The sequence below is a fragment of the Lysinibacillus sp. NPDC096382 genome, from assembly GCF_044762845.1.
In the GTDB taxonomy this organism is placed as follows: Bacteria; Bacillota; Bacilli; order Bacillales_A; family Planococcaceae; genus Lysinibacillus.
In genome coordinates, this window is the sequence record NZ_JBIWFC010000008.1 from 109,518 (window position 1) to 133,865 (window position 24,348).

Annotated in this window: 28 protein-coding genes and 1 pseudogene; 5 read left to right on the plus strand and 24 right to left on the minus strand. The window is 35.7% G+C overall.

Translation table 11 applies throughout. The features are described 5' to 3' along the window. Window positions 1–266: 266 nt before the first annotated feature. From ACIQZA_RS13315 to ACIQZA_RS13330, 4 genes are all read right to left on the minus strand, one after another. The gene (locus ACIQZA_RS13315; protein WP_402881820.1) at window positions 267–503 is read right to left on the minus strand and encodes a hypothetical protein; all 237 of its coding nucleotides are present in this window, start codon (window positions 501–503) and stop codon (window positions 267–269) included. Then, entirely contained in the window at window positions 493–828 is a 336-nt protein-coding gene (locus ACIQZA_RS13320) for a hypothetical protein (RefSeq protein ID WP_402881822.1), read from the minus strand. The genes ACIQZA_RS13315 and ACIQZA_RS13320 overlap by 11 nt, the downstream gene beginning before the upstream one ends. A 710-nt stretch (window positions 829–1,538) precedes the next feature. After that, the gene (locus ACIQZA_RS13325; protein ID WP_185903355.1) at window positions 1,539–1,694 is read right to left on the minus strand and encodes a hypothetical protein; all 156 of its coding nucleotides are present in this window, start codon (window positions 1,692–1,694) and stop codon (window positions 1,539–1,541) included. A gap of 389 nt (window positions 1,695–2,083) precedes the next feature. Next, window positions 2,084–3,037 (minus strand): bile acid:sodium symporter family protein, encoded by a 954-nt coding sequence (locus tag ACIQZA_RS13330; RefSeq protein WP_402881824.1) that lies wholly within the window; start codon window positions 3,035–3,037, stop codon window positions 2,084–2,086. 125 nt (window positions 3,038–3,162) lie between these two features. Here ACIQZA_RS13330 and ACIQZA_RS13335 point away from each other — a divergent pair, with 125 nt between their 5' ends. Next, on the plus strand, window positions 3,163–4,188 hold the full coding sequence (locus tag ACIQZA_RS13335; RefSeq protein ID WP_402881826.1) for an S-layer homology domain-containing protein: 1,026 nt from the start codon (window positions 3,163–3,165) through the stop codon (window positions 4,186–4,188). Window positions 4,189–4,454: 266 nt separating this feature from the next. On the opposite strand, the gene ACIQZA_RS13340 is transcribed toward ACIQZA_RS13335, so the two are convergent. Together ACIQZA_RS13340 and ACIQZA_RS13345 are read right to left on the minus strand one after the other, a co-directional pair. Next, a complete protein-coding gene (locus ACIQZA_RS13340; protein WP_402881828.1) occupies window positions 4,455–4,784 on the minus strand; it encodes a hypothetical protein in 330 nt (109 codons plus the stop codon). 185 nt (window positions 4,785–4,969) lie between these two features. Further along, window positions 4,970–5,860, minus strand: a complete 891-nt coding sequence (locus tag ACIQZA_RS13345; RefSeq protein WP_400935052.1) for a LysR family transcriptional regulator — start codon at window positions 5,858–5,860, stop codon at window positions 4,970–4,972. Between the two features lie 113 nt (window positions 5,861–5,973). On the opposite strand from ACIQZA_RS13345, the gene ACIQZA_RS13350 reads away from it, so the two are divergent. Continuing rightward, window positions 5,974–6,531 carry a flavodoxin family protein gene (locus ACIQZA_RS13350; RefSeq protein WP_402881831.1) on the plus strand — a complete coding sequence of 186 codons (558 nt, stop codon included), beginning with the start codon at window positions 5,974–5,976 and terminating at the stop codon, window positions 6,529–6,531. A 463-nt stretch (window positions 6,532–6,994) separates the two neighbouring features. On the opposite strand, the gene ade is transcribed toward ACIQZA_RS13350, so the two are convergent. Both ade and ACIQZA_RS13360 read right to left on the minus strand, forming a co-directional pair. Beyond that, a complete protein-coding gene (gene ade, locus ACIQZA_RS13355; RefSeq protein ID WP_402881833.1) occupies window positions 6,995–8,746 on the minus strand; it encodes an adenine deaminase in 1,752 nt (583 codons plus the stop codon). Window positions 8,747–8,873: 127 nt separating this feature from the next. Next, the gene (locus ACIQZA_RS13360) at window positions 8,874–9,296 is read right to left on the minus strand and encodes a pyridoxamine 5'-phosphate oxidase family protein (RefSeq protein WP_400934724.1); all 423 of its coding nucleotides are present in this window, start codon (window positions 9,294–9,296) and stop codon (window positions 8,874–8,876) included. A 156-nt stretch (window positions 9,297–9,452) separates the two neighbouring features. Between ACIQZA_RS13360 and ACIQZA_RS13365 the strand changes: the two genes are divergently transcribed. The 3 genes and pseudogenes from ACIQZA_RS13365 to ACIQZA_RS13375 all read left to right on the plus strand — a co-directional run bounded on the left by ACIQZA_RS13365 (window position 9,453) and on the right by ACIQZA_RS13375 (window position 11,109). Beyond that, complete coding sequence (locus tag ACIQZA_RS13365) at window positions 9,453–10,082, plus strand: YczE/YyaS/YitT family protein (RefSeq protein ID WP_400934722.1); 630 nt, start codon at window positions 9,453–9,455, stop codon at window positions 10,080–10,082. A 144-nt stretch (window positions 10,083–10,226) separates the two neighbouring features. Further along, window positions 10,227–10,514: a PadR family transcriptional regulator gene (locus ACIQZA_RS13370; protein ID WP_185903372.1), complete on the plus strand. Its 288-nt coding sequence runs from the start codon at window positions 10,227–10,229 to the stop codon at window positions 10,512–10,514. Further along, window positions 10,501–11,109 (plus strand): annotated as a pseudogene (locus tag ACIQZA_RS13375) (DUF2812 domain-containing protein). Before ACIQZA_RS13370 ends, ACIQZA_RS13375 begins: the two are co-directional and overlap by 14 nt. Window positions 11,110–11,156: 47 nt before the next feature. On the opposite strand, the gene ACIQZA_RS13380 reads toward ACIQZA_RS13375, so the two are convergent. The 16 genes from ACIQZA_RS13380 to ACIQZA_RS13455 all read right to left on the minus strand — a co-directional run bounded on the left by ACIQZA_RS13380 (window position 11,157) and on the right by ACIQZA_RS13455 (window position 24,298). Further along, window positions 11,157–11,789, minus strand: a complete 633-nt coding sequence (locus ACIQZA_RS13380; RefSeq protein ID WP_402881836.1) for a 50S ribosomal protein L25/general stress protein Ctc — start codon at window positions 11,787–11,789, stop codon at window positions 11,157–11,159. A gap of 269 nt (window positions 11,790–12,058) precedes the next feature. Beyond that, entirely contained in the window at window positions 12,059–12,976 is a 918-nt protein-coding gene (locus tag ACIQZA_RS13385) for an S-layer homology domain-containing protein (RefSeq protein ID WP_400934716.1), read from the minus strand. Window positions 12,977–13,122: 146 nt separating this feature from the next. Continuing rightward, window positions 13,123–13,827, minus strand: coding sequence for a YjjG family noncanonical pyrimidine nucleotidase (locus tag ACIQZA_RS13390; RefSeq protein WP_400934714.1), 705 nt, complete (start codon window positions 13,825–13,827; stop codon window positions 13,123–13,125). Between the two features lie 474 nt (window positions 13,828–14,301). Next, a complete protein-coding gene (gene thyA / locus ACIQZA_RS13395; protein WP_402881838.1) occupies window positions 14,302–15,261 on the minus strand; it encodes a thymidylate synthase in 960 nt (319 codons plus the stop codon). Then, entirely contained in the window at window positions 15,261–15,908 is a 648-nt protein-coding gene (locus tag ACIQZA_RS13400) for a sigma-70 family RNA polymerase sigma factor (RefSeq protein ID WP_400934711.1), read from the minus strand. Before ACIQZA_RS13400 ends, thyA begins: the two co-directional genes overlap by 1 nt. A 47-nt stretch (window positions 15,909–15,955) precedes the next feature. Beyond that, window positions 15,956–16,684 carry a pyrophosphohydrolase domain-containing protein gene (locus ACIQZA_RS13405; RefSeq protein ID WP_400934709.1) on the minus strand — a complete coding sequence of 243 codons (729 nt, stop codon included), beginning with the start codon at window positions 16,682–16,684 and terminating at the stop codon, window positions 15,956–15,958. A gap of 151 nt (window positions 16,685–16,835) precedes the next feature. Further along, the gene (gene nrdF / locus ACIQZA_RS13410; RefSeq protein WP_402881841.1) at window positions 16,836–17,846 is read right to left on the minus strand and encodes a class 1b ribonucleoside-diphosphate reductase subunit beta; all 1,011 of its coding nucleotides are present in this window, start codon (window positions 17,844–17,846) and stop codon (window positions 16,836–16,838) included. 19 nt (window positions 17,847–17,865) lie between these two features. After that, window positions 17,866–19,959, minus strand: coding sequence for a class 1b ribonucleoside-diphosphate reductase subunit alpha (nrdE, locus tag ACIQZA_RS13415; RefSeq protein WP_400934707.1), 2,094 nt, complete (start codon window positions 19,957–19,959; stop codon window positions 17,866–17,868). Next, window positions 19,956–20,339: a class Ib ribonucleoside-diphosphate reductase assembly flavoprotein NrdI gene (gene nrdI, locus ACIQZA_RS13420; protein WP_400934705.1), complete on the minus strand. Its 384-nt coding sequence runs from the start codon at window positions 20,337–20,339 to the stop codon at window positions 19,956–19,958. The genes nrdE and nrdI overlap by 4 nt, the downstream gene beginning before the upstream one ends. Continuing rightward, complete coding sequence (locus tag ACIQZA_RS13425; RefSeq protein ID WP_400934704.1) at window positions 20,336–20,560, minus strand: glutaredoxin family protein; 225 nt, start codon at window positions 20,558–20,560, stop codon at window positions 20,336–20,338. The genes nrdI and ACIQZA_RS13425 overlap by 4 nt, the downstream gene beginning before the upstream one ends. Window positions 20,561–20,599: 39 nt before the next feature. Further along, window positions 20,600–21,010, minus strand: a complete 411-nt coding sequence (locus ACIQZA_RS13430) for a nucleotide modification associated domain-containing protein (RefSeq protein WP_400934702.1) — start codon at window positions 21,008–21,010, stop codon at window positions 20,600–20,602. 23 nt (window positions 21,011–21,033) lie between these two features. Next, window positions 21,034–21,222 (minus strand): hypothetical protein, encoded by a 189-nt coding sequence (locus ACIQZA_RS13435; protein ID WP_400934700.1) that lies wholly within the window; start codon window positions 21,220–21,222, stop codon window positions 21,034–21,036. Beyond that, window positions 21,215–21,394 (minus strand): hypothetical protein, encoded by a 180-nt coding sequence (locus ACIQZA_RS13440; protein WP_402881844.1) that lies wholly within the window; start codon window positions 21,392–21,394, stop codon window positions 21,215–21,217. Before ACIQZA_RS13440 ends, ACIQZA_RS13435 begins: the two co-directional genes overlap by 8 nt. Window positions 21,395–21,585: 191 nt before the next feature. Beyond that, window positions 21,586–21,915, minus strand: coding sequence for a hypothetical protein (locus ACIQZA_RS13445; protein WP_400934698.1), 330 nt, complete (start codon window positions 21,913–21,915; stop codon window positions 21,586–21,588). 723 nt (window positions 21,916–22,638) lie between these two features. Beyond that, window positions 22,639–22,857, minus strand: coding sequence for a hypothetical protein (locus tag ACIQZA_RS13450; RefSeq protein WP_400934696.1), 219 nt, complete (start codon window positions 22,855–22,857; stop codon window positions 22,639–22,641). 661 nt (window positions 22,858–23,518) lie between these two features. After that, a complete protein-coding gene (locus tag ACIQZA_RS13455) occupies window positions 23,519–24,298 on the minus strand; it encodes a 3D domain-containing protein (protein ID WP_402881846.1) in 780 nt (259 codons plus the stop codon). Window positions 24,299–24,348 lie beyond the last annotated feature (50 nt).

Genomic DNA, 24,348 nt, shown 5'->3' on the forward strand with positions numbered 1-24,348 from the left:
TTTAATTATGGAATATCGCCTTTTCGATCATATCAGGAAAGCGATAAAGAACATCATTTGATTCCATTATCAAACGATGTCCGTGTAGCATTATAAATTTGCAAAAAAATTTAGATAAAAATCACCTCTTTAGTTTTTCTTAGAGGTGATTTAATATTGAATATTAAAATAAACTTGAAGATTATGAAGAAATGTACTTAAACATACAGGTTAGATTAGTTGAAGAAGAAACTTTAAAAACAATAGAAAAGGCCTTTTTCCCTATTCTAGGATTGTAGACTCCCAATAAACACTAATTCTGATGCATCTCTAGAATCTAAAGCACCGTTCATAATTTCTTGTACATCATTCAAAGTATCTTTAAGGCTGACAGATTGGCCCGGTTTATTTGTAAAGGGCTCAGCAGTATAAAATGGCTGAGTTAGATAGGCTTCAAGTTTCTCTCCTCTTTGATATGTTTGTAACCTAGAAGTCGGAATCCGTTCAATCCCACTAACATTCACTAATGAACGGAGTTCCCGATAACGGCGAAGAAGTTTTAAGGCTTTTTTGTTGAATTGTGAAATGTTCCTGATCTAAATGTGCTCCTTCGAGAACAGTTGATGTTGAACTAAGAGGATTAACGGCTGGATAGCGGTGCCTTGCAGCAAGATCAGCATCAAATTGCCAAAAAGTTTCAAGTGGTCCATAAGGTAAATCTTCATCAACAACTTCGCCTGTCAAATCAACGAGGAAAGTTGTAACAGAATGAATTCCAATCCCTTGAAGATTCTCCTGCAGTTGTTGGATACCTCCTGTTATAACATGGGTTCTGTCTGCAACGAACATAATATCTTTGTCTCCACCAATATTCGCAATACACTCATACGTGTCTTCAATGGTGTTTGTAATGATTTCTACATTTTCTACAAGATCATTTAATCCTTAATGTTCACCTTTAGGCATTAAAAGGATTGTTTTATATGCTTCATTTTTAAAACGATAGAGTAATTCTGCTAAAACTACGAGCTGCCCCATTCCAGGGCGTGCAACCAAACCGACAGTACCTCCTTTTGCCAAAGGAGCAAATAAACTCCATATTGTGAATTAAACGGCGTTATATCGCAACAAAAAATTACTCTCTAAAATAATATTAATTACTTTTTGGAGTAAATTATGTAAGAGCTATTCAAACTTATGGAAGAGGTACATTAAATGAACGACTAAGTTGCGTGCAGTTTAAACATACTTCCTAACAGAAGCTTCAGCGCAACAAAGGTATCAAAAATAATCAAATTTTTTTATAATGAATTTTATCTGCCACATAAATAAGAGCATGTTTTGATCAATCTTTTTTCAAAACAGGCTCTTTGAATTTGCCCTTATATCAAGGTTGATATCGTTAATTTTATTACAAAGCTACAGTCTGATAGTAGATAAACGTTATGTTTTTACATAAAGCTATTTAGCAATTTTTAATCGACAGACCCATTATTTAACATTTTATGAGGAGCCTTAAAACTAACACTACGTAACATTAGAAAAATCTCGTTTTCAATTCATATTAATTTTTTTACAAGGCGCCGCCAGCCTATCCAGAAAATAATGACCATCATCCCTGCACCAACAGACTCTGTCAGTTTCCATAAAAGTATAAGAATTAGCAAAATAATTAACGGAAGAATCGTTAGCTTTACATCATCTAACTCTTTCATTCATGCACTCTTCTTTCTTAAGTGACATAATTAGTACTCAAAATACTTCCGACAAGCATAAAACACTAAAATTTCTTGTATAAAAAGGGCTGGTGTTAACTCTCAAATTTATAGTTCTGATATGAAATATCTCCCCCATCCTACATTTAAATAACATGGATACTGCTTATCTTCATCATATTCTGAAGGTAGCATAATGGAAACCTCATGTTTTTTTATTTTCACTTCATGATCTTGCAGCAAAATTTTTAGTGTCTTTTCTTCTTTTTGTAACAGCTTCACCATCATTAATTGTCACAAAAATGATGTAGCATTCTAATAACTGTCGGGATAGCAGCTCTTACATACTCGCTTCCTCTCGAACATTCGCGGATATTTTTACATTTAACCTATAGTAAACCTTCCGCATATTTCAGCTGATACTTTTCCATTACTCGGCTAAAGAACGAGGCTAGAACTTGCTGAAATAGCATACCAAACACCACAGGCATAACCGTTTCTGCGGGAAAGTATGTAGTCGCTATTACAACCCCTACAGCAATATTACGCATCCCTCCTGTAAAAACGAACATCGTAACAATGCTTTTATCCTTCCAAAGCATATGCCCTAATACTAAACAAAAAGCATATCCTGATACAGCTAGTAGAAATACGACCAAAATAACACTAACAAGCTCCAAGTTAATATTTTTTATATATGGGGCAATTGCACTACTGTTAATCATTACAATACTAAATAAGCTAAGTTTTGAAAAAGGGGCTAATTTCTTTCCTAATGTAAGCTCAATTTCACCTTTAGTAAACTCATTTAACGCTACACCTATAAGAGAAGGCACAACAATCATCCAAAGTAAATCTAGAATGAGACCAACAGTATCAATTTCGATTGATTGCCCTACTACAATATGAAGTAATGCTGGAATGACAAAGGGCGAAATGAGTGTATCGATTAAAATAATTGCAAGACACAATGCAAGATGCCCCCTACAAATACTAACCCAAATAAAGCTAGTTACCCCTGTTGGTATAACGACTGCTAAAACAAAACCAATTGTCAGCAGATGATCGTGAAAGATCATGTTTGATACAAAATAAGCCCAAATTGGCATGAGTAGGTGTAAAAATGCAATAACAATTAATATTTCTGTTGGGTATTTTTTAAGATTTTTTATTCCTTTAAAATTCATGCTTAAACTACCTGCAAATGTCATAAAAGCGAACAGCCACGGCACTAAAAATAATAGCTGATGCCCTACGTTCTCAAACAACACACCAATTACTAAGCTAAACGGTGTTAAAATAGGCATCCATTTTTGGAAGTATTTATTTAAACTATTTAACATCTCTTTTTATTCCTTCTTTCATAAAAGAATAGTTTTCTTCAGTCTATAAACTAAAAAAATTTGCAGTTTATATCCATATCCTTCAAACTATTAACATGACTAGAAAGAAAGGATGACTGAGACTAATGAAAAAATTAGTGTGCACTTTATTGCTTCCCCTACTTGTTGTGGCAACTGGATACACTGTACAAGCTGCTGGCTTTAAAGATGTGCCAGAAGATCACTATGCCTATGAAGCCATCATGTGGGCAGAGGAATACGATATCGTTAATGGCTATCCAGACGGTACATTTAAGCCCAATGCAACAATCACAGAGCAACAATTCGCAAAACTACTAGCTAATTTTTATGAGCTTGAATCACCGTATGATGAGTTGAAAAAACAAACCCCTGCTGCAAACGGGTCTGACGAATATTACAATCGTCTTGCGAGCTACGGTGTTCCATTAAATGGATATTTCGATAATAATATTCGCGCAGCTAGTGTGAAGCGCGGTGTTGTGGCACAGGCAATTACACATTTAGCTAATGGTAAAAGTGGATTAGATCAATCCATACAATTTTTACTCGATTATTACATTTCCACTGGACAAAACTTTCAGTATGAAAACCGCAATTTACAGAAGTTTTTTGGCGTAACTAACAATATGACACGAGCACAAGTCGTGACAATGCTACACCGTATGGATGAAAGAAATTTTTATGAAATTTCAGAGGACGCACAGGCAATACATGAAAATACGAGTAATGCTTCTTTAAATACACGAGCAAAAAATGGGCAAAGTCAGCTAGATAAAACGATGCAGCTGACAACACCTTCTAATAGTGCTTGGGATGGTAACTATTCGTATTACTATAAATGGGGTACAGGCACAACTGATTTTAATCGTCGTGATGCCTATATTTCAAACGCAACAAGCAAAAGCTTTAATATATTTATTACTGCCAATGATGGGACAGCTGCAGGGAGTGTCGATGGGACAGCAACGATTACTTCTAGCACTAAGGCCGTGATGAACAAATCCTCAAACGGCAATCGTTGTGTAGTAGAATTTGAGCGCCTTAATAATGCGCTTAAAATTACCGAGGTAGATTGTCGCACAGAGCATGATGAAGGAACTAATTTTTCTGGTACTTTAAAGAAACAATAAGTTTTTCATAGGCCCGAAGAAAACTCATAAAGGAACACCCTTGAGGTACTTTTATAAATCACAATAATACTCTTTCTTAGTGAAAAGAACTAAAAAGTGCGAATGGATAAAAATATTCATTCGCACTTTTATACTTATTTTAAACTAACGTCTTTACCTTTCAATAACGTCTACATAACAATGCGTTTTATTTAGCGTACTAAAGAAAGCGAAAACAGAGCGAATTCTACGGATTTGTAGATTCTCTCTGTTTTCTCAGAAACCTTTTATTTTTTATCTATGCGATCAAAAACATATTTTTCAACAGTAGGTTTACCTTTAAATACAACATAGCGTGTGAGTATAACTTCTTTATCTTGAACAGTTAATTCAAATGGTGCCTTCTCTGCCGATATCGATTTTAATAAATCTTTTAATGCTAAAGAAGCAACAAGTTCGATGTCTTCACCATCATAATGATAATAGGATACACTCACCAAGTCATCGTTATTACTTTTACAAGCAACATAAAAACCATCTTTAACTGCCGCGTATCGGAAATTCCTTATGTTGCTATTGTTGCTCCCTATACAGGTGTTAGATCCTTCTTCGATCAAGATAGCAACAATCTTTAAGAAAAGAGAGCCTATTTAAAATACCGGAAAATTAACTCTAAATTGAAATGACAAAAACCACAAATTTAGAATAGCCTAAATTGTAGTTTCCTCTTTGTAAATTATTTAAACGCTGTCCTATCTAGGTGACCTAGATCTTTTATCATCAGTCAGGGTATAACAAACTCTTAAAACTTCTTATACATCTTCATAGCAATCTCTATAAAATCAGCGAGATATGGAAATATGTGTTTATCCTTATGCCAAGCGATATCCGTAAAAATATCAGCTAAATTCATGGATATAGTCAGTTCTTTTAAGCGATTGTTTTCTAACTCCTTCTCCACCACCATTTTGGGCAAGAATGTAATACCTAAGCCAGCCATCACACATTGCTTAATAGCTTCAATACTTGCAAATTCAATCATTTGTATTGGTAGCGCACCTTTCTGCTGAAGCTGTACTTCCAATTGATTGCGGTAGGAGCAACCGCTTTCCGTCAAAAGCATCGTTTCATTTGAGAGTTGCTGTACAGAAAACACCTCTCTGTCCACATTGCTATTAGTAGATGCACTGACAAATACTAATTGCTCTCGAATAAGTCGCTCACGATGTAACATAGGTGTTTCCTTATATGCATCTGTAATAAACGCTATATCAAGCTTGCCTGACTGCAATAAATCTTTGGCGATTTCGGTCGTATTGACAGGCTTAAAAATGATTTTTACTTGTGGATGTGCTTTCTGAAATTGTTGTAAAATACTCGGCAGACGGTACACACATTGACTTTCCTGTGCACCTATTTTTAACACCGCTTGTGCTTGTTCATTTACTACAGCTTTTTTCATATCTACATTTAAATCTAGCATTTTTTGAGCATACTGTTGTAATCGCTTGCCCCCCTCTGTAAGGGTAATACGTTTTCCAAGCCTCTCAAAAAGGACTACATCAAGCTCTTCTTCAAGCGATTTAATTTGTGCTGTAATACTCGATTGAGCATAGCCTAGTAGCTGTGCAGTCTGGGTAAAACTTAACGTTTCTGATGCTGTTAAGAACGTTTGCAGTTGTTTAAGATCCATCTTCCCCACCTCTAAATCGTTTTTTTCGATATATTCCATCGAAAGAATCTGCTTTATCGATAATAAATATAAGTTTACACTTGTTATAGCCTGAAGAATAGAGGAGGATTCTTATGAACATTACAGCTTTTATTGGAAGCTCTAGAGCCGGTAGTAATAGTGAACAACTAACTGATTATGTTTTAGATGGCATAAATCATGTAAAAATAGATCTAAAAAATTTAACGATTGAGCCCATTAACGATTTACGTCATGATAACAATGGCTTTCAGTTTGTAGATGATGATTATGATCAAATTATCCATGCGTTTTTAACAAGTGATCTCGTTATTTTTGCAACACCTATATATTGGTACAGCATGTCGGGAATCATGAAGAACATGGTAGATCGACTGAGTCAAGCTATTCGAGATGAGCGGTTTCCACAGCTAAAAGAGAAACTACAAACTACAGAAGCCATTGTTGTTGCTGTTGGTGGTGACGATCCATATATAAAGGGTTTACCAATGATTCAACAATTCCAATATATTTTTGACTTTTTAAAGATGCCTTTCTCCTCGTATATTATCGGTGAAGCAAACAAACCTGGTGAAATTATTCATGATGAACAAGCACTGATGCAAGCATCCATATTAAATAAGAAATTAAAAGCACGTATTTATCCCATATAATAAACGACCTGAAAGCGGCTATGCTTTTAGGTCGTTTTTATATGGTCGAGGAAATCTTGGTGAATGTTACAGCGCATTAAATTGATGTGATTTCTGTTCCAGGTTACTCGCTTTTACACAATTTTACCTTTTGGTGAAGTTTCGTTATTTTCACTATAAATAAGACTAACACGTCAAAAGAACATAATAAGTAAGCGATGTGGTTGATTGGAGTGGAGACTGAGCGACTCCTTGGGGATCAGCGTCACAAATGAGACCCTGCAGCGTAAGCGAAGCGGCTCATCGGACGCCCCCAGGATGCTTTGCTCTGTGCGAAGGCGAAGCGTCAGCTACAAATGTTTTCTGTAGCGAAAGCGAAGCGTCAGCTACAAAGCGCTCAGACGGAACGGAAATCCCCCCTCGTTTTGCCGAAATGGCATAATTATTTAATAGGACACTTTAATTTCATTGAGATATTCTAATGTTAAACTTCCGCTTCTACCGGAATATGTTGGAATGTTGTCACATCAAATAGCCCTGTATCTGTTAGCTTTAAAGCAGGGATAACTGGTAATGCGACAAATGAAAACGTCAATAAAAAATGAAAATCTAGTGTTGGATTGAGCTCGTGTAGGGCGTTATGCAGACTTGCTAATTGCTTCTTCGCCTCATCTGCTGGTGCATCCGTCATTAAGCCCCCAATTGTTAATGGCATTTCCGCTAATATCTCACCATCTGCTACTATGACAAAACCTCCTTGAATTTCTTGAATGCGTGACAGAGCAAGTAACATATCTTCATCATTCGTACCTACCACTAATGCATTATGCGAATCATGGGCTACAGTAGTGGCCACTGCCCCCTTTCGTAAACCAAAGCCCTTCACAATACCAAGACCTGTGGTATGCAAATTGTGATGCCGCTCAATCACTGCTAGCTTTAGTAAATCCTGTTCAACTGAAGGTACAAATACGCCATCTTTCACAGGTACATCTATTACTAAATGGTTCGTAATAAGCTGATTTGGTATAATTTCCAAAACATTCGCCTTCGTACCTTTATGGAATGGAATGCTAAGCATGTCCTTCGTTACATAAGGTAAATGTACAGAGCGATGAATATGTGTAGGTACAATAGGTTCAGTACGATTCGTTAACATCGCACCGTTTTCAGCAACCTTAATACCATTTTTCCAAACTGCCTTTGCACGCATATTGTCGATGTTCTCGATTAATACAAAATCCGCCTTATAACCTGGTGCTAAAACGCCTCGATCATATAAACGATAGCATTCAGCTGTATTAACAGTTGCAAGCTGAATAGCCTGCAATGGCTCCATCCCTTCCTCTACGGCCATTGCCACATCAAAGTTAATGCTACCTTCATCCATTAACTCGTCAACGTATTTATCATCGGTACAAAAGCCAAAACGGCGAGCATTTGTTGCATTGACAGCAGGCAATAAATCACGTAAGTTTTTTGCTGCTGAGCCTTCACGAATTAATACATACATCCCTTGCTCTACACGATCAGTAGCCTCCTGTGCCGTTACACATTCATGATCTGTATGGATACCAGCAGCACGATAGCCCGTAATTTGATGACTATTTAAGCCCGCACAATGTCCATCTATAACTAAATTAGCCTGTTGTGAAAGAATAATCTTTTCAAGCATGCTGGCTTCACCATTTAATACTGCAGGGAAATCCATGACCTCCGCTAAACCTCGAACATCTTCGTGCTTTAAAAACGGCTCTAAATCAGTAGCTGTCAGCGTTGCCCCTGCATTTTCAAAATGTGTGCCCGGAACACAAGATGGCAACATAACAAAAATATCCATATCTGCTTTTTTGGCATCTTCTAGCATAAACTGAATGCCCTCCGCACCTGCAACATTTGCTATTTCATGAGGATCTGTAAGGACTGTTGTAATGCCATGCGGGATCAGTATACGGCTAAATTCTGCAGGTGTTAACATCGATGACTCAATATGTATATGTCCATCAATTAAACCAGGTACAACATATTTTCCTGCGCCATCCTCTTCGTTTTTAGCTTTAAATCTATTCATTGTATCAAGCGCCACAATTTGCCCATTGTTAACGACAATATTTGCTTTTTTCCACGTCAATGTAAAAACATCTGCAATTTGTACGTTACGTAAAATAAAATCTGCCTCAATTTTCCCTTGCGATGTTAAAATATTTTGTGCAAGCTGTTGTAGTTTGTTTGTCATTCTTTGCACCCCTTTGTTCTTTTTTGAATTATCATGCATGAACACTCGCCTAATTTCAAGTTAAGATTTATCATGTAACAAAGAATATTTCTCCATCTTCGATAAATAATCAAAAAACGACCACATCTTAATGGTCGTTTGTAAATTCGAGTTCTTTAGGTGGCTCCCCTTTTTTATTCATCAAGCGCATACGAGTTGGTTCGATTTTTAGTGTAATCATTTCATCATGATTACCAACGAAAATGTTTGTAAAAAATTCAGCTAATTTATTTTTTATTCCTTCCTCTAGAATTTCTGTTAGCTTTCCTTCAATTTCAACATACGTATCACCAAAGCCTCTATTTTCGTATCCATACAATATATGTGTATATGGATTTTTACGAAGCTCCTCCATTTTTTCAGAATGTTTATTCGTTACTGTGTATAATACAAAATCTTCATGTTGGAATGTCATATAGCGTGAGTACGGTTTGCCATTCTCAACTGTTGCCATCGTTCCTATTTTTTCACGATTTAAAACTTCTAGTATTTCATCTCGCACAGAGGTCATATCATCTCATCCTTTCTTATCCCTACTATTCTGTCCTTATTTAGCTTACCTAATCCTATTTTTTGAAAAATGCGAATTGACAATATTCGATTTATTTTAAAATCTATTGTTATAATAATTTGTTGAACAACATGAATTTTTAGAATGAGGGTTATAATGATGAAGCAAGCATTTTTCACACGGTGTCTGTTCTTCTTAACGGGTATTTTGCTTTTATCCTTAGGTATAACATTGACAATTAAAGGTCAGATTTTCGGTGTTGGTTCATGGGATGTGTTACATATTGGACTAGCTAAAACATTAGGATTAACCATTGGTATTTGGTCCATTCTCATCGGGCTAGCCATAATAGCGTTTGATATAGTAATTACAAAGAAGTTTCCACTGCCGGGTACGTTTATAGATATGTTTTTAGCAGGAATTTTTATTGACATTTTTAACTATTTGCTTCCTGATATAGATGGTTTTTGGATGCAACTTCTTTCATATGTATGTGGCTTACTATTACTTGGCTGGGGTTGCGGTATGTATATGGTGGCAAATTTAGGGATTGGTCCTCGTGATTCATTAATGCTTTTAATGGTCCATAAGCTTGGCTGGAGTGTCACACGCTCTCGAACAACTATGGAAGTAACTGTCGCTTTAATCGGCTTTTTACTAGGTGGTCCTATCGGCGTTGGTACGGTACTAATGGCTTTCGGACTCGGACCGATTGTACAATTTGCTTTAACGTATAATGAAAAATTATTTATGAGATGGACTGGCGTGAAAAGCGCTGTAGTATAGGCCTACAAGACAATGCAAAAGTGCATTGTCTTTTTTTATTCGGTTGCAATATACAGTTCAACTATATATAATCGAACTATATAGTCGAACTGTATACGAGGTGAACTTGTGAAAAAACATAAATTACTCCCTTTATCTGAAACCATGCATTATATTCTACTCGCCTTACGTGAACCATTACATGGTTATGCAATGATGCAAAAAATCGAAGAAATGAGCGCTGGTAGTGTAAGGATTGCTGCTGGTACTATGTATGGCGCAATTGAAAATTTATTGAAATATCATTGGATTTCGCCTGTAGAGACCCATGATACGAGGCGTAAGGTTTATCAAACAACAGCTGAGGGACTAGAAATACTAGCTGTCGAACAACAAAGATTACAGCGAATTTTATCTTTATATGAGGGGGCTGATGGACATGAAAAAGTTTAAAATTTTTTTTGATATCGAAAAGGAAGAGCAATGGTTAAATCATATGTTGTCCAACGGGTGGGTTTGTACAAATGTAAGTTCTAGCGGATTTTATACATTTAAATAGACAGCTGATCTTGAACAAATTATCCGTATTGATTATCGGCAAGATCTTCGGAGTGAAAAACGAACTAACTATAAACAGTTATATGAGGATTTTGGATGGCAAGCATTAAAGGGAAAATCGTATGATGGTACCTATTATTGGTTAAAAAGAAAAGATGGCAACGATGAATTATTTTCTGATAATGATTCGAAAATTTCTAAATATAAACGATTAATGAAACATTCCAGCAATTGGGCAGTGCTATCTTTTATATGGTTAATGATTTTTTATTCCAATGACCATTATTATTACTTTTTCAATATAAAAGATGCTTATTTTACGCCAGGTTTATGGGATGCAAAGGGTTATGATTTTCTATTTTCTTTTTTATTTGAAACACCATTCGCCATCATGCGCATTATCCCACCATGGCTATTTTTAGCAACTGGCAGCTTGTATCTAATCACGTATTTCCGTTATCGCCATTCCATACACAAGCTTATAGCATAAACTATAAGGAGCCACTTATCGAATGTAAGATGGCTCCTTTTTTGTTTCTATTTTTCTGAATCAGATGGATTTTTCCCAGTACCCCCGATTACTTCAGGGGTCCCATCCACTATGTCTTCCTGCACATTTTCAGCGGCAGGTGGTGTAATCGTCACTAATGTATAGTCATCTTCCTGTAAAATTTCAAAGGAAAACTGTTGACGAATATCTCCTACATAAAGTGATGTCCCGATGGCTACTCCAGTCACATCAATCTCTATTGTTTCAGGAATTTCTGTTGGACTTACTTTTATTCGAACTTCACGATTAGGCTGTAATAGGAATCCACCATCTGCAACTCCAATAGCATTACCAGTAACCGTTACAGGAATATCAACCTCTAGTTCCTCTGCCATATTAATGGACTTGAAATCTACATGCTTAACATTCCCCTTTAACGCACAGCGTTGTACTTCTGTTAACACTGCATTGATCTGTTTACCGTCTACATCTAATTGAAAAACATTTTTATTGCCGAATTGAGCTAATATTTTCGCAAATTGTCTGGCATCTAGTGATATCGCTGTTGATTCCATTTGATAGCCATATACAACGCCCGGAATAGCACCATTTTGTCTAAGTTGAGTTAATGATGATTGACGCCCTTTATCGCGCTTTTTTATAGTTAAAACAGTATTCATCGTATATTCCCCTTTCATGGAAACTAGTCTCATAAAAGGTTTTGCCCGTTCTATAGATTTTTATACATGAGCACTATGTATAGCTTTATCTGAAGTTCGCGCCGGTGCTCTAGTTCTTCTATCCGTTCCATTGAATATAATTTACCAGCAAAAAAAGCCGAGACGTTGTTATGCTCGGCAAAATTTATCTTTATTCAGGCAAATGTTTTCTGTGTGAAAGCGTAGCGTCAGCAGCAACGATTACGCTATGGCGAAATTGATAATATAAATTACAATCTTCCAGCTGCGCTTAAAGTCATTGCTAACATTTTAGCAAACTCTCCACGGGTAATAAATTGATTTGGCAATAGATTTGTATTGGTATCTAGAGCACCGATTGCATACAAAGTCTCAGTATGACGCAATGATTCCTCTTGGAGATAATAGCTATCCTGATAAGGTAAAATCACATACTCTTCTTCTTGGACAAAATTAACAGCTTCTAATGTTCGACCAAGCATTAAAATTGCCTGCTGGCGTGTGATTTTTCCATTTGGATCAAATATAGTTGGCGTTTTTCCGTTTATGATTCCTAGCGAATGCAAGGCACCAACATAACCACTATACCAAGATTTTTTAGCATCTATGTCTTTGAATTGTTGTGTTTGTACTTGTTGAAAGCTAAATGCGCGAGTTAATAATGCACTAACTTGTGCACGTGTTAGGGAATCATTGACACCAAAGTTATCAGCTGTTTTACCTTGAACGATGCCCCTCCTCGATAAAGTACTAATATACGAACTATACGTTGATCTTCCTATATCACGAAAATAATTAGGCGGTGAATTATCAAATTTTAATTCTGCATTATTATGAATAGTGGCAATTACTCGGTCATTTAAATCTCGATAAGCAACCGGCTCCAATGCCCCTTTTTTAACAACTTGTTTTAAGACCCCATCCTGACCATTTTTAAAAATTTCCACTTCTAATGGCTGACGATTATTGACAATATTTGCTTTAACACTAAAAATATCGCCTTTTTCTGATGCATTAATTGTAGCACCATATGCAGAGTACACCGTCATATTTGGCGTTTTCATATGTACATAACTAGTTGGCTCTTGATAGGCATATGCCTGCATTGGAATGGCCAATGATATACCTAACAATCCAACCAATACACCCTTTGAAATTTTTCCTTTCATCTTATTTCTCCCTTCTTTCATCTAACACAATCATACTGGATTTAATTATCCATAAACATAGTATTTTAAAAAAATTGTTCTATCCAAAAAACTAAACTTCAATTGTTCGAGCTTACGAACAATTTAGGCGTAGTATAAATATTTACCTAAAAAATCGCCACTTTGTTATCTAACAACAAGTGTAAATCATGAAGCTTTTTAATTTCATATTGTGGTTCAATATCGCTTGTATTTTCTATATCACGTATATTAAACCAGCATGTATCAATTCCAGCTTGTAGTCCTCCTTTAACATCAGATGTTAAGGAATCACCAATAATCAAGGTTTTATCTCTATTTATATTATCGATACGTTCAAAAACATAATCGAAAAAAGCGGGCATTGGTTTTTGATAGCCTGTTTGCTCCGAGATAAAAATACCTTTGAAAAATTGTGCTAAATTTGCATCCTCTAGTCGTTTATTTTGGGTAATTGTTTTACCATTTGAAACGACATATAACGCATAGTTATCTGCAAGCTGTTCAATTACCTCGTAGGCACCGTCTACATAATGATGTGCCTCTTTCAAATATTTTTGAAAAATCGCCTCAAAATGCTCTCCATCAACTTCTAAGCCGAATTCCTTAAAAGCAATTGAAAATCGAGTGTTATGTAGTGCTTCTTTAGACACCTCACCACGTTCAAAAGCACGCCACATAGATTCATTAATCTCTTTATAACGAGCAATCATCGTTGGAGTTACTGCAATATTTTCCTGTTTAAATAAACGGTCAAGTGCTGCATTTTCAGCTAAGTCAAAATCTAATAATGTGTCATCCACGTCAAACAATAATGTTTCATACTTAGTCATGTCATTTCCTACTTTCTTTGGTGCTGTATTACCATATCATTCCTACTATCATAACGCTTTTTTAGAAAAATAACAGTAAATTTACCCACCTATCAACTTTACGGAATTTTAGAAATAATCACACAAGAAAAGCTATGAAAAATATTTAAACTATTTTTCAAAAAGAAAAAACCTAGAATAACTAGGTCTTCGGCTTCTTTGGTGGTATAGAAAGTTTTACACATACGAAACGGTTAGTGTCACCTAATACAACAGCTTTAGAATCTTCAAGTATAGTAAGTAACAGCTTCATCTACATAAAGCTTGATGTTTTTTCAAATGACCTCACTATATACATTAAGAACTTTTTGCTCAAAATCAAAGTCTATTTTTTCAAAACTTATCACTTCAAATTTTGGTAGCTTTTCTTCAGTTTCTTTGGTTACTGTTTGTTTCTCTCCTTTTGATACGCCAAACTCATATTAATTTCTCCTTTTATATAGCAATTTCGTAAGAGAATCTACCATTATGTTTGTAATCTTGAACCTTAATATCATTCATTGTGAAGTCATAGAAGCTTTTTACTTCAGGGTTAATCCAAATTGTAGGAGGCTCATGCAACTCTCCCTTAATCTGTTTCTCGATAGTCTCTAAGTGCCTGTCATAGATATGTGCGTTATCAATGTTGATACACAACTCACCAACTTCATGACCTGTCACCTGTGCGATTAATCGGTGCAAAATTGAGTATTGATAGATGTTATAAGGGTTACCTAATGCCATATCATTAGAACGGATATTTACAGTAAGTGCCAACTTACCATCAAACAGTTGCCAATGTGTTTCATACACACATGGTTGTAAAGCCATTTCTTGTAAGTCTTCTACACTCCACAGAGTAGTTTTAATTCTACGTGAGTGAGGGTTCTTTTTAAGTATGTACAATAAGTAATCCACTTGATTTAAGTCAACATACTCTATGTATTCCTCACAGTAAGCCACAGCGTTCTCAAATTCTTCATCCGTAAGAACTTCATCAGGCTTCTCAGATAGCTCTCCATTTCGAACCATCTCTAGGAATGTTCTGTCAGCTATAATTCGCTGGTATTTGTTTCGAAGTTGCCAACCGTAAGCATTTCCGATTGTTCCATCTTTAAGCTCCCATTCATCCCAAACGTGACAGCCCATTTGCTGTAGGTCAAAGACTTCGTTAGACATTTTCTGCCAAATCCAAAATAGTTCTTTGATTGGGTCTTTCAATGGCACTCGCTTTGTTGTTAACACAATAGCACCTATACTATTGTCAAACTTCATCTGTACATTGATAATCGCTTTTGTCGGTGCTTTCTCTCCATCTTCATAGACAGTTCGTACATGCTCAGGACTATCCATAATACCATTATCAAGAATCTGTTGAATAATAGTGTTGTATTGCTTATCTGCTGTTTGGTACATTAATAATCTCTATTCTTCAAAAATTTTCTCAAGCGATTTTTAACTCGAATAGCTTTCTGAGTTTTTAATCGTTGACTTATTGCGTTAGGGTGCTTGCCAAAATGTTTGGCAATCTCCCTCATTGTTTTCTCTTTTGTTCTAGCAATAAGAATATATAACAATTCATCATCTATATCTTTATCTGCTTTTAAGAACTCAATAACCTGCTGCTGAAGCAAGTTACCTTCTGCAGTTTCGCTAGTATTTTCATTTGCTTCTATGGTGTTGAGGAAAATTACCGCTTCTTCCTCATTGCCATTCATATTAAGTGGTGTATCTACACTCACAACCTTAGCTAAATCATATGATTGAGTATTAACTGTGCGTAGTGATTCTTTCTTTGCATTGGTAGAAATAGACCATGATATACAGTTGATTGCATACGTTCTAAATGAACTTTTTCTAATAGGCTCAAAAGTTCTGATTGCATTTAGTAGCCCTATGTTTCCTAGTTGAACTAAATCATCTAGGTCAAGCATATGAGCTGTACAAAAGTATTGATTATTAGGAAACTTTCTTCTAACTGTAGTAATAACTAGTCTTCGATTTAATAGAAAAACCTCTTCTTCTGTTAGGCCTTCCCACTCTGTATTAGAGAAATTTTGCATATCGTTTACCTCTTAGAAAAGTTGCAGGGTACCCCCCTGCTAATACATTAAGCTTGAGCTTGACGTAAAACTTCTTCTTTCAATTTTTGCTCAGGTGGGAAGAACTCAGGTGATTTAAGGACTTTTCCATCCTCGCGATATTTAGGGTGCTTTTTACCATTTTCGTCAGTGAACAACTTGCTCATGTTAGAAGCATGGACAATTTCGAATAGTTGTTGTGGTAGTACACCTAATTCCACAAACGAGCCTTTAAGGAAGTAGTCTAAGTCTATTAGAGCGTCTGCCATTGCGACGATACGCTTAGTATTATCTTGGATGAATTCAGTTGCTAGTGATTTCTTATATGCTTCAGCTAGACCTTCTAAGAAAGCATAATAAAGTTTAGCGAACTGTTCTTTGTCTTTTGCGCAAGCGTGTAGGAACTCAACTAATTCCTCACCTGCCCAAATTGTGCGTTTTAAACCTCTTTCTGCTCCAATTGCAGTTGGGCTCTCAGCTACAGGGTGATTAAAAGCACTTTGGAACTCTTTTACGAGTGTAAAATGGCGATTTTTGTCAAACTCTTTACGAGGATGTTTCTCCAACACGATTAAGTCATACAGCTTGGATTCAATAAGCTCTGTTGTACGTTGTTGAAGCTCTTTATTTGTATCAACAATGACTTCAATTTTTGCTGTTTTATTTTGGAAGTTGATATAAGATACTCGCCCTTCAAATTTTTGCTTACGGTCAAAGACAATATCTTTTACCTGTGGTTTTACAAATTGCTTTTGCATAGATTATTCTGTATCTCCTTTGATGAGTTGTTTTATTTTATCTTGAAGCTTTTTGTTGGCTTCGAGCTCTGCATTAGTGTTATCAGCGTTTTGATCGAATGCCAACAACGTTTTTAATTAAATATTATTATGTTATTTTTGATAGCGCCAATTAAATATTGATCCCTTTAAAGTAGAATGTTTCGTCAGTAATAGGTGCAACATTAGCCATTGTATAACTATTGCCCTTTTGCGAGAAGAAATCATGTGTCACTGAATCAGTACGAATACCGTTCATAACAATTGGGTCTACTTCTTCGCCAGGGAACATAGTATCTAAGCCTAAGTTCATTAGAGCTTTGTTTGCGTTGTAGCGCACATAAGCCTTAACCTTACCACCTACCCCTGTTTCAGCGTACACATCATCTGTGTACTTTAACTCATTCATATAAAGGTCTGCTAAAAGCTCATAGCCCCAAATCTTTAATTCATCCTGAGTTGCTTTATCAAACGTCTTAAACATTTCCTGAGCTTCGTAACCTACTGCAACCCCATGAATTGATTCATCACGAACGATTAATGAGATAACCTCAGCACTATTTTTGAGTATCCCATGCCCCCCTAAGTAAAGTGGATAGAAGAACCCTGAGTAAAACAGGAATGATTCTAACATCACAGAAGAAAAATGTGCTTTCCATAGTGAAACATCATCATCTTCTTTAATAGCTGAGTAAATTGCTTCAATCTCCCTCGCTTTATATTGAAGATATGGATTGTTCTTAACCCATTCGAATACTTCATCAATCTGAGAGTTCGTTGCAAGTGTTGTAAAGATATAGCTGTATGATTTAGCATGAATTGCTTCGAACGCACCAAACAATGAGTACAATGCTTTCTGTTGTAGGTTTTTAACAAAGCGTGAAAGCTCATTCATTCCTACGTTTGTTTGAATTGTATCTAATAAAGTAAGCCCTGCTAAAACTCGCATATAGGTTACTTGAAACTCAAATTGCTTCCAACCTAAAAGATCTTTAGATACCGCTACTTCCTCAGGCAACCAAAACTGCTTGACCTGTTGTTTCCAAAAGACTTCATGTAAGCCTAATTGTTTGTTCCAATTGACAGCTTCAAAGACTTTTTCAAATCTTTTTTGTATATACGCTCTTTCCGATAATACTTTCATTTATCTATAACACCTTCTTTTATACTGAACAACTTTCACATTCTTCAATTGTTTGCATACGTTGTCGCACGTAGTAGACTGATTTAATCCCTTTTAGCCATGCGTAAATATACACTTTAGCTAACTGTTCTGTTGTCCAATTATCTTTAATGTACAATGTCATTGAAATAGCCTGATCAACGTGTTTCTGAGCGATTGCGTAGGAATCAATCATCTTAAACATGTCCATATCGTATGCTTCAACATAAAGATGTTTGTTGTTATTATCAAGGTAAGGCATGGGGTAAATTGTTCTCGAATCAGCGTAGTCTCGCACTTCTACACGCTCTGTGATTGGTGACATTGAAGCACTTGAGCTTCTAATGTAACTAATTGAACCTGTAGGTGCAATTGCCAATCTGTATGCATGGAACATACCATGTTCTTTAACTTCTTGAGCTAATTTTTTCCACATGGCAATAGTGATGATTGGAACATTACCTAGCGCCTGTTTAGCTTTTTCAGAAGTAATTACTAGTTCTTTTCTGTAGTAATGCTCGAAATATTCACCACTTGCGTAGTCAGAATCTTCGAAACGATAGAATGTCTTCTTACGTTCCTTTGCAATCTCTACAGAAGCCTTAATAGAGTAGTAGTTTAATGCTGTGAAGAAAGCGTCAATGAGCTCGTTGGCTTCCTCGCTTCCATACATGATACCCTGAGAAACAAAGTGACCATGAAGGTTCATAACACCTAATCCTACTGAGTGCATTTCTTGGTTAGCACGAGCAACCGCAGGCACATTGTTAATGTTAGTTAATAGAGAAACTTGTGTCAGCATCCGCATTGAAGCGTTAACTAACTTTTCAAAGTCTTCTTCTTTAACTGCATTGTGAATATCAAGTGAACCTAAGTTACAACTTACATCAAGACCAATAATATCTACTTCATCATAATCATTGATTTCAGAGGTTTCCATTAATTGCATGATTTCTGTACATAGGTTAGTGATTTTCACTCGCCCTATCTTTTTCAGTGGGTGTGCTTTGTTGACATTATCATCAAACATTTCGAATGGATAACCACTCTCAATCTGAGATTTCTTAATGTCAGTGTACAACTTACGTGCATTAAGGCGTTTCAGTTTTCGAATATTAGGATTATCAAGTAACTCGTAGTACATGTCAGTAATCGAGATTTCAGACATAGTTTTACCATACTCATTCTTAATATCATAAGGAGAGAATAGAACAATATCCTTATCCTGACGAGCTAACTCGAAGAAAATATCAGGGAAAATGATACCTGTACTTAAAGTAGCAAGGCGAATCTTTTCATCTGCATTTGGTTTCTTAGCGGAGATAAAGTCCTCAATATCACCATGAAACACATTGAGCCAAATAACGCCTGAACCTGCTCGTTGACCTAATTGATTCGCATATGAGAATGAGTTCTCTAGCAACTTAGCAACAGGTATAACACCTGACGCTCGGTTCTCAATGCCTTTGATTGGGTCCTTTGCACAACGTAAATCAGTTAGTGAAATACCAACCCCCCCGCCTAGCTTCGATAGCTGTAGAGCATTTCCTATATTGTGAGCGATTGAGTTCATGTTGTCTGCCATAGCAATCTTGAAACATGACACAAACTCACCGCGAGCTTTTTTACCAACATTAATGAAAGTTGGTGTTGCAGGTTGGTAACTACGCATTAAGTAATGAATCCAATCCTCAGCGTCTTTACGCTTACCTTGAGCTAAATATAAGGAAACTATAGCCATTCTATCTTCATATCGCTCTAAGAAGTTGTTTCCATCACGAGTTTTTAGTGCATATGAGCTGTAGAACTTACTAGCACTCATAAACGTTGGGAATCTAAACTTATAATCATAAGCTAGTTTGAAGATTTTCTTAACAAACTTAAATGAATATTTGTCTAAGAATTCCGTTTCATAATAATTCTCACGCTTTATGTAGTTAATCTTTTCTTCAAGCGTATGGAAGAACATTGTTTTACGATTGATCTCTTCAAAAAAGAAGTCACTTGTAGCTTCTCTGTCCTTCTCTCGGTCAATAATACCCAATGTTTTGTAAGTATTAAGAACCTCGTTGTTTAACATTAAATAATTTTTCAAACTTGTTCACCTGCAATCATTTTTCTATAGCTACTGCTAATAGTTGCTATATCATCCTGATTACCTCGTAGATCAATCATGCGTATTATTGGAACTCTTAACCACTGAGAGATCTCAATAGCAGAGCCACAAAAATTCTGCTTTCCAAAATTTGTGTTACCACTTGCGATTACACCTCTAAGATTTTCCCTATTTTCTTCATGTGAAGATAGGAATTGTCTTACTACCTCAGGCGCTTCCCCTAACTTATCTGTATAAGTTAGCAAGTAATAGGGGTCTTGAACAATAGTACTAACTGTAATCTCCATTATAGGAATAGACTTATCTAGTCTTCCCACAATATCTCTCACGTTACCAGTTCTACTAGCGTAGGCTATCATGCCTTTTGAGCAATGAGAGCCTGAATTGAAGGAACGTCAGCATAATATTGACCTTCAGCAAGTGCGATAGGTAGGCCCATGAATCCTTTTTCCTTAAGCTCCGCTTCTGCTTTTTCATCAAAGTCTAAGTTGACTTGTTTGTATGCCACCTCTGCTGAATCAAGAAGTGTTTTGATTAAAGTACACTTTGGGCATACTGTACGTGTATAAAGAATAATCACGGTAAAAACATCCCCTTTAAATATATAATTATATCTCTTTTAACAGTTGAACGTAAAAGTTGTTGATCCTAATGTTCGTTTATCTTGAGTTGTATCTTCTTTTAATGCTTTTTCGATTGCTGTTGCAACCTCTTTGTCAATTTTATCTATAACTTTATGGTTCATTTCTTGCATTTTACGATAACCTAAGATCGCGTACCCTGCTAGGTCTAATAAAGTATCTTCGATAGCTTCATCTGACACTTGGCGAGCTTTATTTTCTTTGATTAGATTTTTGAATCGACTAAGTTTATCATCTAAGCGAATAGCTAATGAAGATAATCCCCATTCGTCAATGTTTTTGTCAACATTGTTGCCATAATCAGCATTCTTACTTTTAAGTGTTTCCACTAATTTAGTAGTGATAATTTCAACTTCCGTTGCGAACCTTTGAGCGTTATAGTTTGTCATATTTCTCACCGCCTCTAGATCAATTAACAACAATTGATATCATTATATTTCTTTTGATAAGTTTTATAAAATACTTGGTCATATTTTTCTAGCAAACCTATCTTCCACCAATTTACAAACGTCTCGAAAGTAACACCATGCCTATCAAGAATCTCATTCTCAACAAATATATCACCTAACCAATCCAATGTTTCGTCAGTTAATTTAGCCATAATATTTCACCTCGAAAGAAACAGAGTATTTACCTAGTAGCCTTTCATAAAACCTCTTCCAAACTCTCTTTTGAGAGGGAGAAGCAGAATCACGCTCTAGTTGTGCTAAGTGTTTGCTCCTTCTATCAAGGATTGAGTTAATCATAACTTGCTCTTGATCGTAAGTTAACATAACATTATGCACCTTTTGTATAAATTTGATTAACCTTTACTAATCTTTCACTTCGATATTTTAATATGAAGTGATATGCCATATATGCTTTGAAAATATAATTGCTTCCTCGATGTTAAGGAGATTCTACTCTCCATTAGTTACTTATCTATATCAACGGCTTTAACTGTGGCCCTTATTGATTTAATAACTTATTTCAGTGTTTTTCTGTGAAGAACTACGTTAGCTTCTCCTAAAATTGTAGATAGCTTTTCCACAACATCTTTGTGACCATTTTTGTAAAGAGCATGGACCAAAGAACTATAAGCATCTTTTAGCTCTTTTTTCTCAAAGCCTTTGTATCGGTACAGATTAACCCCATTTTGAAGTGGTGTTTTTTCAATAATATGACCTTCCTCATAAAGCTCTGATAACCTTGCTCTAAAACTAGGTGATATTTTAATCAATTCAGTGTTTGTTAAACCGCTTGGTGTGTTTTGTAGTGCTTCAAGCACTTTTTGTCTAGCTGTTGTTCTAGTCATTTCTTATGCTCCTAACCAACCCTATTTGTATTCTCCCAATATTACTGATATTTATGGCTATTAAGATAGACCATACTATAAGAGTTGCAACAAATCTTAACAAAGCCTCAAACTGCTTATATTGCCAATGCTTTAGTAGCACCTGATTGGCGCATTTCAATTATCGACATAACTCTTGTCAACAGCTCCCATGAATAACAATTAATAACCTGCTACATAAAGCGCAAGTGCTTCACCTGAAACACACTAGTATTTAATAAGAATCATATTGTTTGCAGCACTTCTCGAATTTTATTCACATAGCATTATTATGTCACTTTTACGAATTTATTTTAAGCTCTTCCTGTATTAAACAGTACAGCTCTCATTACATTTGGAAGTGCTTAACCAAATTGACCCTTAGTAATCTTCGCTAATGTGTCCGCTTCTTCTTCTATTACATCGTCATTGAATGACCTTCCTAGTGCTTTATGAATTTCGTACATGTCTTCGTATTCTTCTATGAGTTTACCTCCAACATAACTAGGCATTTATCATGCAGTTACCTACACATTGAAATAACAATCTCTTGTTCTCCATTGTGTAGCTTATTCATAACATATCGAGGTAGATATATCACCTTCATATCATGTCATTATATTGTTTTTCATCCATTTTATTAAACGTGAAACTCTGAATCTATTACGTTTCATAGATTTCACCTCCTCCCAAAAATAATGTCTATCACTTTTGTTTACCCCATCTTTGACTGAACTTTTCAACTTGTGACATTAATTCTGTACTTTGTTTTTCTTCTTGTGGGGTAAAAGGAATAATATCAGGGTGATTTTCCAAATCAATGACCTTTGCTAGTGCTTCACAATTGCGTAAGAAGTACTTGTGATTAGAAACCTTCTGAGATGTGCGTTGCATTCTTTTAATGGCTTCATTACACTCATTCATAAATTTGTAATTTTCTTTGATAAAGTTTTGAGCTTCTACTAAATTAATCAGCGATTATTTCAGTCTTCTTCCATTTTTTTAGCTAAGAAAAAGTTTTGCTCTAAAGTTTGCATTAAACCTAAAATTTCTTGCATTAAACTTATTGGATTAAGTGATTGCCATTATTGCGGTTCGTTCTTTTCTTCAATTGTTTCATCCACCATATTATAACTTTACTCTTATATAATTATATTACTTTTAATGTATTAATTGAGCGAGAATTCTCATCTGTACAAATGAGTTTATTAATCACTATAATATATACATATTATCAGGTTACTTTTTTAAAGTAAATGTTTTTCCCAAATATTTTAAAGTTCAGTAGTAGCTAAGCTTAGTTTCATCATGACGAACCCCTTTAAATTGAAGGAACGATACAGCTGGTTAACCGTCAGCGTTTTGTAAATTTCGGAAATACTGTATTTTGCCAGTGAATCCATTTACACCCAATGGATAGCCCTTTTAATCCACGCTAGTCAGTTCATCAATTAATTATTCAATAAGTTGCTCTTTATTCACCATAGTGTTTCTCCTTAAACAAAAATGGGTATAGAGGAAAATTTCAACCATAACTCAATATCCGAATTTTATTATTATATTACTTTTATGATTTTTTTTGAAACTATTTGCCGTTTCTTATCACTTTAACGTAAACAGTATGTCTACCTAAATTATAAGCTGTTTGTTTGTCAGCTACAAGAATATCAACCTTGTGACCTTTGATTGCTCCACCAGTGTCCAAAGCAATTGCTCTAAATTTCTCGTAAGGTGTTGAAACCTCTACGATAGAGTACAAAGGAATAACAAGAGGGTCTACAGCAATTACTCGCATACCATCAACATAAATCGAACTACGAACATCATAGCCTGTTGCTGTAACACCTGAGCAACCGTTACAATATGGAGTGTAGTAGCTACCATTGAACGCTACACCATTAGTTGCTAGAGCTTGTTTTTGGGGTTGCGCATTTGTTTGTTGTTTTTGGTATTCTAATTGCTTTTGCCTCGCTATTTCTTTTTGTTGCTGTAGCATTGATTGACGCTTGCATTCAGCTTCCTCACGTGCTTTACGCTCTGCTTCTTCTTTGGCTTTGCGTTCTGCTTCAATCTTTGATAAACGAGCTTCTTCTGCTAATCTTGCTTTTTCATGCTCGATTCGCACTCTTTCTTCTCGTTCATATTGGAGTTTTTCGCCCTCAGCTTTGATTTCTTTTGCTGACTGTTCAGGTGATTTAAACGTTGGAACTAAAGCACTTGAAGGTAGCTCAATTTGTGTTTCTCCTTTTGTTATATTCGGTGCTTCTATTTCATTGCATGTTACATAAGAAACTAATGAAATAAAAACTAACCCTCCTGTCACTAGAGTTGATAACATTACTTTTGATACCTTAGTGTTTTTCATTAAACTTGTCGCTAAATTCTACGAAATCTTACTTTGTCACATTTGAAACA

Excerpts from the sequence above, each read along its gene's own strand:
- thyA (WP_402881838.1), bottom strand. The coding sequence starts at position 15,261 with ATGTACCAAACAGCAGATAAGCAATACAACACTATTATTCAACAGATT.
- ACIQZA_RS13445 (WP_400934698.1), bottom strand. The coding sequence starts at position 21,915 with ATGACTAGAACAACAGCTAGACAAAAAGTGCTTGAAGCACTACAAAAC.
- ACIQZA_RS13365 (WP_400934722.1), top strand. The coding sequence starts at position 9,453 with ATGATGAAGCAAGCATTTTTCACACGGTGTCTGTTCTTCTTAACGGGT.
- ACIQZA_RS13335 (WP_402881826.1), top strand. The coding sequence starts at position 3,163 with ATGAAAAAATTAGTGTGCACTTTATTGCTTCCCCTACTTGTTGTGGCA.
- ACIQZA_RS13370 (WP_185903372.1), top strand. The coding sequence starts at position 10,227 with ATGCATTATATTCTACTCGCCTTACGTGAACCATTACATGGTTATGCA.
- ACIQZA_RS13330 (WP_402881824.1), bottom strand. The coding sequence starts at position 3,037 with ATGTTAAATAGTTTAAATAAATACTTCCAAAAATGGATGCCTATTTTA.
- ACIQZA_RS13325 (WP_185903355.1), bottom strand. The coding sequence starts at position 1,694 with ATGAAAGAGTTAGATGATGTAAAGCTAACGATTCTTCCGTTAATTATT.
- nrdF (WP_402881841.1), bottom strand. The coding sequence starts at position 17,846 with ATGAAAGTATTATCGGAAAGAGCGTATATACAAAAAAGATTTGAAAAA.
- nrdI (WP_400934705.1), bottom strand. The coding sequence starts at position 20,339 with ATGATAGCCTACGCTAGTAGAACTGGTAACGTGAGAGATATTGTGGGA.
- ACIQZA_RS13350 (WP_402881831.1), top strand. The coding sequence starts at position 5,974 with ATGAACATTACAGCTTTTATTGGAAGCTCTAGAGCCGGTAGTAATAGT.
- ACIQZA_RS13450 (WP_400934696.1), bottom strand. The coding sequence starts at position 22,857 with ATGAATGAGTGTAATGAAGCCATTAAAAGAATGCAACGCACATCTCAG.
- ACIQZA_RS13345 (WP_400935052.1), bottom strand. The coding sequence starts at position 5,860 with ATGGATCTTAAACAACTGCAAACGTTCTTAACAGCATCAGAAACGTTA.
- ACIQZA_RS13430 (WP_400934702.1), bottom strand. The coding sequence starts at position 21,010 with ATGACAAACTATAACGCTCAAAGGTTCGCAACGGAAGTTGAAATTATC.
- ACIQZA_RS13440 (WP_402881844.1), bottom strand. The coding sequence starts at position 21,394 with ATGTTAACTTACGATCAAGAGCAAGTTATGATTAACTCAATCCTTGAT.
- ade (WP_402881833.1), bottom strand. The coding sequence starts at position 8,746 with ATGACAAACAAACTACAACAGCTTGCACAAAATATTTTAACATCGCAA.
- ACIQZA_RS13400 (WP_400934711.1), bottom strand. The coding sequence starts at position 15,908 with ATGCAAAATTTCTCTAATACAGAGTGGGAAGGCCTAACAGAAGAAGAG.
- ACIQZA_RS13385 (WP_400934716.1), bottom strand. The coding sequence starts at position 12,976 with ATGAAAGGAAAAATTTCAAAGGGTGTATTGGTTGGATTGTTAGGTATA.
- ACIQZA_RS13435 (WP_400934700.1), bottom strand. The coding sequence starts at position 21,222 with ATGGCTAAATTAACTGACGAAACATTGGATTGGTTAGGTGATATATTT.
- ACIQZA_RS13390 (WP_400934714.1), bottom strand. The coding sequence starts at position 13,827 with ATGACTAAGTATGAAACATTATTGTTTGACGTGGATGACACATTATTA.
- ACIQZA_RS13320 (WP_402881822.1), bottom strand. The coding sequence starts at position 828 with ATGTTCGTTGCAGACAGAACCCATGTTATAACAGGAGGTATCCAACAA.
- ACIQZA_RS13360 (WP_400934724.1), bottom strand. The coding sequence starts at position 9,296 with ATGACCTCTGTGCGAGATGAAATACTAGAAGTTTTAAATCGTGAAAAA.
- ACIQZA_RS13405 (WP_400934709.1), bottom strand. The coding sequence starts at position 16,684 with ATGCAAAAGCAATTTGTAAAACCACAGGTAAAAGATATTGTCTTTGAC.
- ACIQZA_RS13380 (WP_402881836.1), bottom strand. The coding sequence starts at position 11,789 with ATGAATACTGTTTTAACTATAAAAAAGCGCGATAAAGGGCGTCAATCA.
- ACIQZA_RS13455 (WP_402881846.1), bottom strand. The coding sequence starts at position 24,298 with ATGAAAAACACTAAGGTATCAAAAGTAATGTTATCAACTCTAGTGACA.